The 13,286-nt window shown below is 54.3% G+C and carries 15 protein-coding genes, 1 tRNA gene and 1 pseudogene; 4 read left to right on the top strand and 13 right to left on the bottom strand.

The features are described from left to right. Nucleotides 1-3: 3 nt before the first annotated feature. From NP77_RS17315 to NP77_RS17275, 9 genes are all read right to left on the bottom strand, one after another. On the bottom strand, nucleotides 4-258 hold the full coding sequence (locus NP77_RS17315; protein WP_039660993.1) for an acyl carrier protein: 255 nt from the start codon (nucleotides 256-258) through the stop codon (nucleotides 4-6). Between the two features lie 16 nt (nucleotides 259-274). Then, nucleotides 275-532, bottom strand: coding sequence for a phosphopantetheine-binding protein (locus NP77_RS17310; RefSeq protein WP_003849953.1), 258 nt, complete (start codon nucleotides 530-532; stop codon nucleotides 275-277). 13 nt (nucleotides 533-545) lie between these two features. After that, on the bottom strand, nucleotides 546-1,346 hold the full coding sequence (locus NP77_RS17305; RefSeq protein ID WP_003849954.1) for a 1-acyl-sn-glycerol-3-phosphate acyltransferase: 801 nt from the start codon (nucleotides 1,344-1,346) through the stop codon (nucleotides 546-548). Beyond that, nucleotides 1,339-2,070, bottom strand: coding sequence for a beta-ketoacyl synthase chain length factor (locus NP77_RS17300; RefSeq protein WP_039660992.1), 732 nt, complete (start codon nucleotides 2,068-2,070; stop codon nucleotides 1,339-1,341). Before NP77_RS17300 ends, NP77_RS17305 begins: the two co-directional genes overlap by 8 nt. Nucleotides 2,071-2,298: 228 nt before the next feature. Then, a complete protein-coding gene (locus NP77_RS17295; RefSeq protein WP_008925902.1) occupies nucleotides 2,299-2,565 on the bottom strand; it encodes a hypothetical protein in 267 nt (88 codons plus the stop codon). A 389-nt stretch (nucleotides 2,566-2,954) separates the two neighbouring features. After that, the gene (locus NP77_RS17290; protein ID WP_039661095.1) at nucleotides 2,955-4,337 is read right to left on the bottom strand and encodes an efflux transporter outer membrane subunit; all 1,383 of its coding nucleotides are present in this window, start codon (nucleotides 4,335-4,337) and stop codon (nucleotides 2,955-2,957) included. Then, a complete protein-coding gene (locus NP77_RS17285; protein WP_003849960.1) occupies nucleotides 4,337-5,431 on the bottom strand; it encodes an HlyD family secretion protein in 1,095 nt (364 codons plus the stop codon). The genes NP77_RS17290 and NP77_RS17285 overlap by 1 nt, the downstream gene beginning before the upstream one ends. Further along, on the bottom strand, nucleotides 5,428-7,113 hold the full coding sequence (locus NP77_RS17280) for an MFS transporter (RefSeq protein ID WP_008925900.1): 1,686 nt from the start codon (nucleotides 7,111-7,113) through the stop codon (nucleotides 5,428-5,430). The genes NP77_RS17285 and NP77_RS17280 overlap by 4 nt, the downstream gene beginning before the upstream one ends. Before the next feature lie 2 nt (nucleotides 7,114-7,115). Further along, a complete protein-coding gene (locus NP77_RS17275) occupies nucleotides 7,116-7,547 on the bottom strand; it encodes a MarR family winged helix-turn-helix transcriptional regulator (RefSeq protein WP_003849964.1) in 432 nt (143 codons plus the stop codon). A gap of 145 nt (nucleotides 7,548-7,692) precedes the next feature. Between NP77_RS17275 and NP77_RS17270 the strand changes: the two are divergent. The 3 genes and pseudogenes from NP77_RS17270 to NP77_RS17260 all read left to right on the top strand — a co-directional run. Next, nucleotides 7,693-8,375: pseudogene (locus NP77_RS17270) on the top strand (AraC family ligand binding domain-containing protein); the annotation flags it as partial. 463 nt (nucleotides 8,376-8,838) lie between these two features. Beyond that, nucleotides 8,839-9,099 carry a biofilm/acid-resistance regulator YmgB/AriR gene (locus NP77_RS17265; protein WP_003849968.1) on the top strand — a complete coding sequence of 87 codons (261 nt, stop codon included), beginning with the start codon at nucleotides 8,839-8,841 and terminating at the stop codon, nucleotides 9,097-9,099. Between the two features lie 137 nt (nucleotides 9,100-9,236). Next, nucleotides 9,237-10,742 (top strand): SulP family inorganic anion transporter, encoded by a 1,506-nt coding sequence (locus NP77_RS17260; protein WP_039660988.1) that lies wholly within the window; start codon nucleotides 9,237-9,239, stop codon nucleotides 10,740-10,742. Between the two features lie 33 nt (nucleotides 10,743-10,775). Here the strand turns inward: NP77_RS17260 and NP77_RS17255 are convergent, their stop codons facing one another. Then, nucleotides 10,776-10,976, bottom strand: a complete 201-nt coding sequence (locus NP77_RS17255) for a DUF6404 family protein (RefSeq protein ID WP_003849972.1) — start codon at nucleotides 10,974-10,976, stop codon at nucleotides 10,776-10,778. Between the two features lie 193 nt (nucleotides 10,977-11,169). On the opposite strand from NP77_RS17255, the gene NP77_RS23095 reads away from it, so the two are divergent. After that, a complete protein-coding gene (locus tag NP77_RS23095) occupies nucleotides 11,170-11,364 on the top strand; it encodes a hypothetical protein (RefSeq protein WP_003849973.1) in 195 nt (64 codons plus the stop codon). Between the two features lie 352 nt (nucleotides 11,365-11,716). Here NP77_RS23095 and NP77_RS17250 read toward each other — a convergent pair whose 3' ends face one another. The 3 genes from NP77_RS17250 to NP77_RS17245 all read right to left on the bottom strand — a co-directional run bounded on the left by NP77_RS17250 (nucleotide 11,717) and on the right by NP77_RS17245 (nucleotide 13,005). Beyond that, nucleotides 11,717-12,139, bottom strand: coding sequence for an Ivy family c-type lysozyme inhibitor (locus NP77_RS17250; RefSeq protein WP_039660985.1), 423 nt, complete (start codon nucleotides 12,137-12,139; stop codon nucleotides 11,717-11,719). A gap of 425 nt (nucleotides 12,140-12,564) precedes the next feature. After that, nucleotides 12,565-12,656, bottom strand: a tRNA-OTHER gene (locus tag NP77_RS23495). Nucleotides 12,657-12,741: 85 nt separating this feature from the next. Next, nucleotides 12,742-13,005: a hypothetical protein gene (locus tag NP77_RS17245; RefSeq protein ID WP_156137302.1), complete on the bottom strand. Its 264-nt coding sequence runs from the start codon at nucleotides 13,003-13,005 to the stop codon at nucleotides 12,742-12,744. Between the last annotated feature and the right edge of the window lie 281 nt (nucleotides 13,006-13,286).

The raw sequence follows: 13,286 nt of genomic DNA, 5'->3' as shown, positions 1-13,286 counted from the left end.
GGATCAGGCGTCTTCGCGCATCAGTTGTTCCACCGCATCCACGACATCCTGCACAGTTCGGACCGCGCGGAAGATTTCCGGTTTGATTTTACGGCCGGTACGTTTTTGCAGGTGCACGACCATATCGACAGCATCAATGCTGTCGAGCTCGAGATCTTCATACAGACGCGCCTCGGGGTGGATATCCTCGGGCGCAATTTCAAACAGGCTGGTGAGCAGCGAAGTCACTTCCTGATAAATCTCTTCTTTGTTCATCATAAGATTGTCTCCGCTTTCAGCCGCGCTGTTGGTTGACGAACGCGGCCAGCGTCGCGACAGAGAAGAAGTGGGCACGCAGGGTTTCACTTTCCGCAGAGAGCGTCACGCCGTAGCGATTTTTCACTGCCAGGCCAAGTTCCAGTGCATCAATTGAGTCCAGCCCCAGCCCGTCGCCAAACAGGGCAGCGTCAGTCTCAATATCATCGGGGCTGAGATCTTCAAGGTTCAGCGTGTCGATAATCATCTGTTTGATATCGTTAATTAATGAATCCATACCGGTTTTCGTCTTACCTGTTCTGGGGGACCAGCGCCTGCTCTAAGTGGCGGGTCAGGCGACGCGCGGCCAGTGGCTGCGCATCGGGATTGCTTTCACAAAATGACTGACTGTCGATTCGTGACTTTACTCGCACGGTAAACAGCGGTTTAACCGGCGGAATCTGATACCAGCGGCTCTGTTTATCAAGCATACGCTGGCTGCAGGTGATGTGAACCACGCGCAGATCGCATCCGGCGCGCACCGCAATATTGGCGGCTCCGCGCTGCAGAGTCAGCGGCTGACCGTAACGGGTACGGGTGCCTTCCGGAAAAATCAGGATATTGTCGCCGCGCGCCAGTCTCTGCTGACTGTCCGGCAGCAGCGTCTCCGCTTCACTGTTGATCAGATAATCGGCGGCGCGAATCACCCCACGTATAAAGGGATTTTTTTGCAGATCGGCCTTTACCAGACAATCCATCTCTGGCAGTACCGACGCGATCATCACGTAGTCGATCAGTGACGGATGATTAGCGACAATCAGGCATCCGCGATCCTGTTGCAACAGCTCTGCGCCTTCAATGCGGTAGTCGTAAACGCCGGTCATCCGGCAGAAACGCAGAAAGCAGCGGAAGCTAAAGGCGATAGCGCGTCGGGCCAGCAGCCGGCGGCGCAGAGAATCGCGCTGGATCAGGAGTAGCAGGTTGAAGCCAATCAGTGACAGCAGCAGTCCGCCCAGCCCAAACAGCGTAAAATTGACGGCCGTCATCACCAGTCGCCAGCAGTAGTTAAGGCGGCTGCCTGAGTGCTGAGCGGGTTGTGAGCAATCAGCCATGACTTCTCTCCCAGTGCCATGTCAGGCGTTCGCCTGCCAGGCTGAAGGTGGGCGAAGCCGCCAGCCATTGCTGCAGAAAACGCAGGCTCTGCGGTAACAGCGTTTCTGCCCTCTTCTCTTCGCCTTTACAGCCAGTGCAATACAGTTGTTCGCCCGCACGCAGCAGCAGTGCCACCGCATAAGGAAAATTCACGCGCTGATCCGCCAGCCACGGCAGATAATAGTCCGGCACGATGCCGTCGAAGTCGACCAGCAGCACCTGCTGATAACCCGCCTGATGCAGAGCGCTGACTTCAATCAATCCCTGCTGAAAAGAGTCCATGCCTGCCGCAATGGAGGTCGAAACCAGCGGCGCTTTTGCCGCAATGGTCAGGCTGCCAACCGCCGAATTGTGAACTGACATGGCAAAGTCTGTAGGTGACATTGACTGTTGATCTGCAAGGGTATTAAGAATACGCAGATTACGCTCCAGTTCACCGTGACGGCTGGTAAACACGATAGCGTCTGCCTTCTGCCGTGCCAGAAGCGCCAGCCCACACTCTACCGCCGCACGGCTGCCGCCGCTCAGACGACGCGACGTCATCATCGGTAAGTATTGCGGCTTTGCCATCGCCGCTAAGGGGTCGATGGCCCTGCTCTGTTGCGCCCAGTCCTGCCAGGCTTCTGGCGCGCTTAAACCCGGAGCCATTGCCTGCCAGTCGACCAGTGAGTAAGCGAGTTTCATCTCAACACTCTTTTCATCATACGTGTGGAGTCGGCGTTCATTGGATCGTCACTCCTGCCTTCTGCAAAAAAAGTGCGTACCGGAAAACCTGCCGAACCCTAATCAGGTTCTCACGGTAGAGGTTTACTCAAGGATTCATCAATAGCAGCTCATCTGATTTGTCGGCCGGCTGCCGCAGAACTTTATGCTTAGCGAGTCTGTCGACCCATTATTGCAACAGCACGCCGATCACCGGGCGGCCAGGGCCGACAGCCGCAACTGAATATCCTGATCGAGATTGGCCATCCAGTCGTTGTCGTTATTGAGGATCACACCCTGTCCCGCTCTCAGGTTTTCACTGCCGACAGACTCAATGCGGTAATTCTGTCTGGTGTAAGTAATGCGGATGGTCGCCACAACATCACGCTGGGCCAGACGACCATTGATTACACCAGGCGAAACGGGTGTCATCAGCTGTTTCCGGCCAATACCCGCCTCAATGATCGCCAGTTTCATCTGATTATCACTGTCATGCTGAGTGAGGGCCTGATTAACGTTATGAATCGGCGGCGTGCATGCGCAGCCGGTTAATCATGCAGCGACCACAGCCAGCGCAAAAATTGTTTTTTTGATCATAACGAGTCCCTTCTTTGATCTTTTTTATCAGTGAGTTAAACGTAAAAATCATCCAACACCAGCTTAACATTACGTGCATTTTTCCGGCTGGCTGGTTCAAAACCCGCGCATGATACCATCGAATGTAAAGACAGGTAAGCAGAAGTATGTATAGGTTTTGGGTGGTTATTTGAGGGATTAACGCGAGGTAAAATGCGCAGTCGCGGCGTCTGCGCAGAGGCCGATCCCGGCCGCAGAAACTCTTACTGCGGCTGGATCGGCCCGGACAGTCATTGTGTGGAGGCGGGTGCCCAGCCACCGCCCAGTGCGCGATAGAGATCGATCTGCGCCAGCAACAGATTATTTTTAACGGCCACCCGATTCAGCTGAGTTGAAAACAGGGTTCGCTGCGCATCCAGTTCATCCAGATAGGAAGCGTAGCCATTTTGATAGCGGTTGCGGGCAATGCGCAGCGCCTCGGTTACGTAAGTTTCCTGCTTTTGCAGTTCCTGAAGCTGTGCCTCACGCTGTCGGATAGCGTCCAGGGCATCATTGACTTCCGAGAAGGCGTTGCGCACCACTTTTTCATAGCCGTACAGCGCCTGATTGCGCGTTGCCATTGAGACATCAACCTGTGCCGTCAGCGCTTCACGGTTCAGCAACGGTGCCAGAATGCTGCCGCCCACGCTCCAGAGCCGGAATGGATTGTCTGCGAGCTGGTGCAGCACCGAACTCTGCAGGGTGCCGGTGGCAGTGAGGTTCAGCCCTGGCAGCAGCTTAGCGCGCGATGAGGCAAGGCTGGCATCTGCGGCCAGTAACTGACGCTGCGCCTGCACAATATCCGGGCGGCGATTAAGCAGTTCGGACGGCAGCAGCGACGGCATCTGCTGCGGTAGAATCTGGTCAAACTGCTGACGGCGGGCAATGCTACGCGGGTTCATGCCCACCAGGATACTCAGCGCATTCTCCTGCTGCGCGATCTGATGCTGCAGCTGCGGTATCTGTGCTTTCGCCGACTGATATTCAGAAGCGGCCTGCATCCACTCCAGCCTTGAGGTGTAGCCGCTCTCAAACTGACGCTGGGCCAGCTTCAGTGAATTGTTGCGGGTCGCCAGCGTCGCCTCGGTGACCCGTAACTGTTCATCCAGCGCGCACAGGTTGAGATAACCCGATGCCACTGAGCTGGCAATGGTCAGCTCTGCAGCAGACGCGGCGGCCTGCTGCAGAGCTAAGCTTGCCTGCGACGCCGAGACGCTGTTGCTACGCGCTCCCCAGAGATCAACCTCGTAATTTGCCTGTAACAACCCCTGAAAAACATCGGTTTCATACGGCTGGCCCGTCACTGACGAGAGCGTTCGCTCACGGGTCGCCGCTACGCCGGCGCTGAGGGTCGGAAATTCATCACCCTGCGTGGCGCGCAGCTGGGCGCGATACTGATCAACCCGGGAATGCGCGGTGAGAATATCAGGATTGTTGCGCAGCGCCTGTGTGACCAGCCGGTTGAGATACGCATCATGAAACGCGCGCCACCACTCCGCTTCCGGCGCAGCAGCAGGCCCGACACTGTTGCGCCAGGCGGCGGGGATCGGCAGAGAGGACGGTGCCTTTTCAACCTGCGTGGCGCAGCCGGTCAGCGCCAGCATCAGCGCACTTACCAGTAAGCCGCGACGCATCATTGTGCGCCCTCATCGGCGGCCTGGGCTGCGGTATCGATATCGACTTCAACCGACATGCCCGGGCGCAGCTGCTGCATATCCTGCTCGTTGATACGGATCCGAACCGGAATACGCTGCGCAATTTTAACGAAGTTACCCGTGGCATTGTCAGGTGAAATAGCGCTGAACTCTGAGCCGGCTGCCGGCGAGATAAATTCCACCTGCCCGTTAAAGCGTTTGCCATCCAGTGCATCGACCCGAATCGTCACCGGCAGGCCAGGCCGGATATGGGCCAGTTGAGTCTCTTTCAGGTTCGCGATGATCCATTTGTGATTGGGCACTACCGAGGTCAGGCGCGTACCGGCCGTGACATAGGCGCCGGTTCGCACTGACAGCTGACCGAGCTGGCCATCATCAGGCGCGGTAATCCGGGTATTCGCCAGATCGATCTCCGCCAGCTCCAGCGCGGCGCGGGCGCTCTCGACATCCCCCTCCAGCGCGTCGCGATTAACGATAACGGTTTGCAGGTTCTGCTGCGCGACGGCGATCTGCGCGGCAGCCTGGCGGACCTGGGCCTGGGCCTGAGCGTTTGCTGCGCGGGCGGCGTCGCGCTCACGTACCGACAGCGATCCATCCGCCGCAAGATTCTCAACGCGTTTGAGATCAAAGCCGCTTTTCAGTGCCTGCGCTTTCGCGTTTTCCAGCGCCGCTTTATTGCTCTGGATGGTCGCTTCTGCGCTGCGCCGCTGCTGCAGATTGTTTTTCAGAGCCGCCTGCTTCATCGCCAGTTGCGCCTGCGCCTGATGCACCCGCTGACGATAGATTCGATCATCAATCGTCATCAGCAACTGCCCTTTCTTCACCGGCTGCAGATCGATGACCTTTACCGAGGTGAGATAGCCATTCACCTGCGGACTGATAAAGGTCACCTGACCGCGCACATAGGCATTCTCGGTGCTTTGTATTGCGCTGGTAAAAGGCCAAAGCTGCCAGGCATACAGGATAACCAGTACGCCAATCACTACAATACCGCTGCCAGCGGCTATCGAAAGAATACGTCGACGGTTTGCACGTTCGCGTTCTGCCGCCTGAAGCTCATCCTGCTGACTCATTGTTTCTCCGTTGATTCCTGTAACGCAGCCAGCTGTTGCTGCTCACGCAGATTAAATTGTGCCTGACGCCAGTCAAGATAACGACGCCGGGTTAAACGCCAGATGACCCACATCAGAGTCACCAGAGCCAGCGCAGCGGTTAACAGATAGGTATCGTTGTAGGCGAGCACATTAGCCTGTAGCGTGGCGACCGTCTGTAACTGGGTGGTGCTCTGCGCACCGCGCAGAACGTCGTCACCCACCAGTGAATTAAATAGCGCGTTGTACTGGCTTAGCCGTTCGGTAACGTTAGGATCGAGCAGTGAGAGTTGATCGCCCAGCAGGCTGGAGTGATATTTTTCCCGCCAGACCTGAAAAGTGCCAAGGATCGCTGAGCCGATCAGTCCACCCAGGTTCTGACTCATGCCAAACAGCACCACAAAGCTCACCAGGTTTTTTGGCTGGGTCACCACGCTACCAATGCCCATCAGCATCGCCGGTGCCATGAAAAAGGCGCTGCTGAAGCCCAGCAAAAACTGGCTCAGATACATTTCGGGGCCACGGGTCAGCGGACTGGATTGCGCATCCATCAGCGAGGCGATAATCATCACCACCAGCGAGGCGACAATCGGCCAGTTGAGATGATTGGGTTTGATGGTGAGTGCGCTGGCGGCGATGCCCACGATAACCCCGGCCATGATCGCCAGTGCCAGACCGCGCATTTGATCGTTCTGCAAACCCATCTGCTGCAAAAAGCCGATCGCGCCGGTGTTCTGTTCCGCCAGTACGATACGGATCATGACCATGACAATGCCAAGCCGCACCATCATGCCGCTGCTCAGCCAGCGGGTGTTAATCAGGGGGTTACGCCGGTTATGCTCAATAACAATCGCCGCGACAATCAGCGTCAGGGCAATTGCAGTACAGATTCCCAACCACGGCGTGGTGAACCACCATTCAATGCGACCCAGCGTCAGCACGCCGCACAGCAGCGCCATGCCAGGCGCCAGCAGAACGAAGGTCAGGAAATCCATCTTTTCAAAGGTTTTAATGCGATCGCCTGGTGGCAGTTTCACCAGCAGCACCCCACCCAGCGCGATCAGTGCCAGACCGAGTTCAAACAGATAAAGGCCACGCCACTCGTTGAGCTGCAGTAATTCTGACGAAAATAAGCGGGCCAGCGGAATAGCCAGCTGAGAGACCGTCAGGCCAATCACCAGCGCTTTCAGGCGATGTTTTGCGGGCCAGGCCTGAACCTGATAGTAGATGCCCAGTGAGCTGAGCGCCGCCGCCACCATGCCATGGGCGGTGCGCACAATGATCGCCGAGCTCAGGTCGTTAGCGAATAAATGAAAGAATGCGACCAGTACATAAAGCACCAGAAAGGCTTCAGTAAAGACACGCAGGCCAAACTGCTGTCGGAATTTTACCAGCAGCAGATTTATAGAGATGTTGCCCATCACGTAGACCGCAGGTAACCACGCAATCTCATTCGACCAGGCTCCAAAGGTGCCCTGCAGATTAACCAGGTTCGCGGTGACCAGTGCGTTGCTTAACGCGCCGGTCAGCGAAATCAGTAAGCCGATCAGGCCAAATGCCAGACGCTTTGGCATGGGATGCAGCGGCGTCGAGGGCGAACCCGGCAACATCGGTTTTTCGTGCGGTAACCACTCGCGTGCTGCGTAGGGATTTCGCTTTGCCACTGCTACATGCTTCCCATTCGGCTCAGCAGTTGTTGCAGGACGCGCTCGGTGACGGCCAGATCCCCGGGATCAATATCAGCCAGCATTTCAGTACGGAGAGCATCAGCCTCGGTTTTCACTTTGGCGAAGGCTTCATTGCCTTTATCGGTCAGCACCAGGTGACGTTTACGGCGATCTTCTGGCGGTTGTACCCGCGTCAGCAGCGACTGTTTCACCAGCCGATCCACCAGCGGCACCATACTGGCATCTTCCAGCCCCAGCAGTTGCGCCAGTTCGGTCTGCGTCATGCGCTGCGGCTCACTGGCAATCAGCCCGATGGCCATCCAGCTGCTCATGCTTAAGCCGCTATCTTTAAGGTGACGATCAACCGCCAGGCGCCAGGCATGGGCGGTCAGATGCAGTAAGTGGGTAAAGGTACGCGTATGCTCAGACAAATGTTAGCAGCCTAATAGTAAGATATCTAATTGAGTGGAGGCGTTATTATACGCAAAGCGAAACGCGATTGAAAAGCGTCCGGTCTGTTAAAAATTAGTGGATCGCGTCAGAATGTCCAGAGGCCGCAATCAGGAGCCGGATAACATGAATCAGGCATCAGCAAACTGGATCGATTTGCGCCGTGACGCCGTTAGCGGTATTGAGGCATTGCGCGCCCATTTCACTGGCCACGCCTGGGATCCCCACTGGCACGACAGCTATCTTATTGGCGTGACCGAGCAAGGTGTACAGCAGTTTCATTCGCGGCGCAAACAGCATCAAAGCCGTCCCGGCACGGTTTTTATGCTGGAGCCTGAGGAGTTGCATGATGGCGATGCTATCAACCATAGCGGCTTCACCTATCGTATGCTCTATCTTTCACCGCAACAGATTGCGCAGCAGCTTACGCCTAATCAGGCTGATGACCCCTTGCCGCGTGAACTCCGCTTTGCAACCACACTGCGCGACGACCGCCCATTGGCTTATGCTGTCTGGCACGCGTTTGATGCACTGTGGTACAACCATCCCGCGATCATCAAAGAGGCGGCGATGGATCGGATGTTCAGTCAGCTCACCTCGCACCGGCAATGGTCACTGCCCGCTCAGCCCGTCGATAAAGATGCCAGGCTGGCTTTGCAGGCGCGTGACTGGCTGATTGCCCATCATGCGGAAATCCCGGCCTGCTGCAGATGGCGCAGCAGCTGCAGGTGGATCGCTTCCGGTTATCACGCCTGTTCCAGACGCACTGGGGTTTGCCGCCTCACGCCTGGCTGGTGCAATGGCGGCTGCTGGGCATTGCCATCGTCGGCGATAAAAAAACCTGCGTAAGCTGACGGCTAAACTGGTGTTGTTCAGCTAATTTTTTCCCGGGAAGCTGGCCACGGCTTCCCGGCTTTTTCCACCCGGTTCGCCAAACCCGCCATCTGTATAGGTTATTTGTACAACTTTTGTGTCGGAATAATCATTATAACTCCTTGATAAGTTGTGAATGGCACATTTTGCTAAAGAATTCGATTTTACAGATAGTTATTCATTGTATAAGTTTACTGCCACGAGTTGTATGCGACTCTGTAACGAATGATGCATTTGCGTCGCCTCTGAAGGTGTCAGTGGATTTCCACCTTCAGAGGTTAATTTTTGTTTGCTCAATTTGTGGCACTGGTACCATCGCATCTGTCCATGCGGTGGTTTTTTTGATCGCTTTTGTCCTGACATCCGAACCGGAATCGGGCTGTTCTGAAGGGCTTACACATGCAATATATTATTCCCCGGACCAATCAGGAAATCGCTGATTATTTTAACCCTGCGGCCAACAAGCCAGCCAGCGAGATGGAAATGCTGGGTATCCTGATTGCAGAAATTTTGCAGTCAGGCATGCCAGTAAATAATAAAGCCATTATTTCCAAACTTATTCATCGGCTTGAACTGGAAAGTGACAGGGAAATGCTGGATAGCTACCGCCAGCTGCTCGACCTCGTGGTCCACAAGACCCCGGATGATTTTTCGCTGTAAGACTGACTCCATGGAGGGAGTTCCCCCCTTTTTCTGGCATCTTTGCCCGTCGCCCGGTACTATCTGCCCCTCACCATGAGCCTGATCTTCCCGCCCTTCGCGCGGGAGCAAAACAACTAAAGAGCCTGCAGACCTTTATGACTCAAACCAATGATGTTGCCGCAACCGACGTTGTGGCGGGCGATATCAGTGTGGGGCGCGTTCTGCGTTCGCCTGCGTTGCTGACCCGCGAATGCCTTGCCGGGGTAATTACCGCGCTGGCATTAATCCCTGAAGTGATCTCCTTTTCCGTTATTGCCGGTGTAGACCCTAAAGTCAGTCTCATCGCCTCGGTCGTGCTCTGCCTGACCCTGTCGATACTCGGCGGACGCCCGGCGATGGTTACGGCGGCTGCCGGTTCTGTCGCACTGGTAATCGGACCGATGGTTCATCTGCACGGTGTTGAATATATTCTGCCCGCGGTAGTCATGGGCGGCGTGATTCAGATTCTGTTTGGCGTGGCCGGTCTGGCACGCATGATGCGCTACATCCCCCGCTCGGTGATGCTGGGATTTGTGAATGCGCTGGGCGTGCTGATTTTCTTTGCTCAGGTGCCGCACGTCTGGGGCCAGTCATCTCTGGTGTGGATCTTCTTTGTCGCGACCCTGGCAATCGTGCTGTTGTTACCGCGTCTGTTAAAGAGTGTTCCTTCTCCGCTGGTTGCCATTGTAGTGGTGACGGGCGTCGCGCTATTAATGGGCTATCGCATGCCGAACGTGGGCGATGAAGGACCGATGAGTCCTGGCCTGCCCGGTTTTAACAGCCTGCTGGTACCGCTTAACCTGCAGACTCTGCAGATTATCTGGCCCACCGCACTGAGTATCGCCTTTGTCGGGCTGATGGAGTCGCTGCTGACCGCCAAACTGGTCGATGACCTGACCGATACCCCGTCCAGTAAGCGCCGCGAATCCTGGGGTCTGGGTGTGGCAAATATCCTTGCGGGATTTTATGGCGGTATCGCCGGATGCGCGATGATAGGTCAGACTATCGTCAACGTTGAGCTGGGCCGTGCGCGCAGCCGCGTTTCAACCGTGGCCGCGGGTCTGGTGCTGCTGCTGCTGGTGACCGGACTGAGCCGGATAATGGCGCAAATTCCGATGGTGGTATTGGCCGGTATCATGATGGTGGTGGCAGTGAAAACCGTTAACTGGCATAGCCTGCAGCCCAACACACTGAAACGTATGCCGTGGTCAGAGACGCTGATTATGGTGCTGACAGTGGCGGTAACGGTCTGGACAGGAAATCTGGCACTGGGCGTACTCGCTGGAGTGATCCTGGCGATGCTGCTGTTTGCCCGCCGTATTGCACATGTCATTCATGCTGAACGTCAGCTGAGTGAAGATGGTAAGTCGGTACGCTATGAGGTACGCGGTCCGCTGTTCTTTGCCAGCAGCAACGATCTGTTTGAGCATTTTGATTATGCGCATGACCCGAAAAAAGTGACGATTGACTTAACGCACGCGCAGATCTGGGATGCATCCAGCGTCGCAGCGCTGGATGGTATTGAATATCGCTATCAGCGTTATGGTGCAGACGTGACGATTGAAGGGCTGGATCCGCGCAGCACTGATTTCCATCAGCGCCTGACCGGTAATTTCGGCTAAAACGCCGTTCTGCTGCCTCTCCGGCAGCAGACTTTACTCAGCCTGTTGCCGCCGCGCCCGATAGCGGCCAACCATAGTAATCAGCGCCTGATAGATTAAACCGGCGTAGAGACTTGTCAGAATCGCCAGGCCTGGCTCTTTGCCCTGCTGATGCCATGACATAAACCACATGAATACGCCCCACAGTACAGAGAACACCAGCCATCCGCGGACGAACTTCATAATGCCATTCATAACGACTCCTCTTAAATAATGAACCACCTTAACCTGCTCCGGCCCAAAAAGCATCGCCCGTTTATTCGGGTTGAGAGACGTCTCATATAATCGCCACAAATTCTCTCTCTGGCTCGGACATGTTACCTCGTCCAGGTAATTTTACGGCGATTCTCTATACTCAACGTTCCGCTTACCTGATCAGGGAATTACGATGAAACGTATTGCTTACCTGTTATCGATGCTGGCTATACTTGCGACACTCACTGCCTGTGCACCACCACCGCCGGGCAGAGATGCACCACCGCCACCACCGCCAGGCAAAGAGGCCCCACCACCCCCTCCGGGCGGGCAGCAGCCGGTTGGCGCACCAGGCGGTGTTGGCCCGGCAGGACAACCGCAGGGATAGTCTGTTTCAGCCAGTCTGCGTTGCAGGCTGGCTAATGCCGAAAGGCGCAGCCGCAGGCTGACATTTAACCTGTTGCCTGCGCTTCATACGATGCCGCTTCGTCCCTCAGAAATTATAGTGGCGCTCGGCGGCGCTCTTCATGATGTGAATCACCCTGCATTGAGACGGATGAAAACAGAATGGGCTTAACCTTGCGCAGTTTCCTGACTCTCCCGGGCAGCCGGTAACGATCTCAAGACGACGGCTTCAGATGAGAGCCCGCCCTGATCCCCAGGCGGTTACAGATACGCGCCCCTGCCATCTTTATCCAAAAAAAAACCTCCCGAAGGAGGTTTATGAATGGCTCAGCAATTCAGTTTGATACATCGCCATTAAGTCTGCTGAAAAGTACACGCCTCATATCATCTGAATCCATCGCATCAAGATTCATCCACTTTAAGCTCTGACGGTTATCAGAGAGATTGTATTCAGAGTAAACGCCATGAATATCACCCTTATCTAATGAATAAAGAATGGCGATTGATTGCGATGGGCAGTTATGAGGTTTACAACCCGAAAGGGCGAGATACTTTTTGCCATTAATGGTCACCTCGTTTGCCGGGGTGCTGGTGCCGCCCTCTTTTACCCAGGACGGCAGTTTTTCTTTGGCAATAAGGTCATGATAGGCCTTACCCGTTTCCTTTCCCTGCACAAAGTCGTAAAGGTACGGTTTTTCTGCTGCACCGACCATCAAAGGCAAGCCAGTCAGGCACGCAGCCAACAAAATATTTTTCATATCGCTATCCTCATTCCTTGTGGGTATCCGCGATAAATTATCTTTTTTTGCGTGTTTTGTCAGTTGTCAGCTTAAATCACAACTGAATCGCCAGTGGAAATAAAATCCTGAACGTCCCTGAACCAAGGAATGCGCTTTGAAAGCGGCCGACGCAAACGGAAGGCGGAACAGGAGCGCTGAGGCGTTAGCTGCTCTCTGCCTGCCAACCGGCAAGCCCTGAAGGTGAAGGCTGGGTAGTATTTTCGTCATCAATATGCGTGGTGGCACTGGCGACACGCGCGTGGGATTAACCGTCGCCGGATGGCAGGTGAACGGGAAATAATATTATGAATGGATATCAGGAAAAGGAATTCAGGCACAAAAAACCGCCTCTGAGGGGCGGCTTGACGACACTGCTTATCATTGATTTTATTGGTAAAGCGATATGGTGCCCGGGGCGGGACTTGAACCCGCACAGCCTTACAGCCGAGGGATTTTAAAGACTTTTTAAGGACTTTTAAAATCATGCACTTACGGCAATTTAAAGGGTTGCAGACGCTAAAAATGGCTTTATTGGGGTTTACCCGTCTGCTGGTAGTCGCAAGAAATTGACCTGACCTCGCCTAAAAAGAGATTGTTAAGTTGGCGTTTTTCACGATCAATCGCTTATGGTTGATGATGAGTAATGATGTGTCTCCCACGCCAGTAAATAGCACATCGCCATAGAAGAATGATTGCCCATTGTTACCTGTCAAATGCCTTGCCATTTCTAAATCGTTATCTTTTAACAAAAATGTGGCGTCATCCTTCTTAACTCCAATTATATTCATGGAGCGATCACTTATAATTTCTCCCATACCAGACATAAACAGTAAAGGAAAAACCATAAAAAATAAAATCCCAATGGTTGAATATCTTTTTTTCCCTCGTCATTTGCTTCCCATAATTTACATTTGCAATTATTAAAATGCTTACCGACACAAAAAGAATCGAAGAGATAACAAGAAATACTTGCAACCTTCCATCAAGTAAAAACTTCAAAATCACAAAACCTATAAGAAATGATACCGAGATTAATGCAAACATCGGCTCGAATAGATGCAATTTCCTGGCTGCTCGATATGTACCTTTTGTATTTCTATAGAACTTACTATGGGTTTTATTCATC

Source organism: Pantoea sp. MBLJ3 (assembly GCF_000816655.1).
In the GTDB taxonomy this organism is placed as follows: Bacteria; Pseudomonadota; Gammaproteobacteria; order Enterobacterales; family Enterobacteriaceae; genus Pantoea; species Pantoea eucalypti.
Note: the sequence above shows the minus strand (reverse complement) of the source record. Positions and strands in the feature narration are given on the sequence as shown.

Excerpts from the sequence above, each read along its gene's own strand:
- NP77_RS17315 (WP_039660993.1), bottom strand. The coding sequence starts at position 258 with ATGATGAACAAAGAAGAGATTTATCAGGAAGTGACTTCGCTGCTCACC.
- NP77_RS17310 (WP_003849953.1), bottom strand. The coding sequence starts at position 532 with ATGGATTCATTAATTAACGATATCAAACAGATGATTATCGACACGCTG.
- NP77_RS17305 (WP_003849954.1), bottom strand. The coding sequence starts at position 1,346 with ATGGCTGATTGCTCACAACCCGCTCAGCACTCAGGCAGCCGCCTTAAC.
- NP77_RS17300 (WP_039660992.1), bottom strand. The coding sequence starts at position 2,070 with ATGAAACTCGCTTACTCACTGGTCGACTGGCAGGCAATGGCTCCGGGT.
- NP77_RS17295 (WP_008925902.1), bottom strand. The coding sequence starts at position 2,565 with ATGAAACTGGCGATCATTGAGGCGGGTATTGGCCGGAAACAGCTGATG.
- NP77_RS17290 (WP_039661095.1), bottom strand. The coding sequence starts at position 4,337 with ATGCGTCGCGGCTTACTGGTAAGTGCGCTGATGCTGGCGCTGACCGGC.
- NP77_RS17285 (WP_003849960.1), bottom strand. The coding sequence starts at position 5,431 with ATGAGTCAGCAGGATGAGCTTCAGGCGGCAGAACGCGAACGTGCAAAC.
- NP77_RS17265 (WP_003849968.1), top strand. The coding sequence starts at position 8,839 with ATGCAATATATTATTCCCCGGACCAATCAGGAAATCGCTGATTATTTT.
- NP77_RS17260 (WP_039660988.1), top strand. The coding sequence starts at position 9,237 with ATGACTCAAACCAATGATGTTGCCGCAACCGACGTTGTGGCGGGCGAT.
- NP77_RS17255 (WP_003849972.1), bottom strand. The coding sequence starts at position 10,976 with ATGAATGGCATTATGAAGTTCGTCCGCGGATGGCTGGTGTTCTCTGTA.
- NP77_RS23095 (WP_003849973.1), top strand. The coding sequence starts at position 11,170 with ATGAAACGTATTGCTTACCTGTTATCGATGCTGGCTATACTTGCGACA.
- NP77_RS17250 (WP_039660985.1), bottom strand. The coding sequence starts at position 12,139 with ATGAAAAATATTTTGTTGGCTGCGTGCCTGACTGGCTTGCCTTTGATG.
- NP77_RS17245 (WP_156137302.1), bottom strand. The coding sequence starts at position 13,005 with ATGGTTTTTCCTTTACTGTTTATGTCTGGTATGGGAGAAATTATAAGT.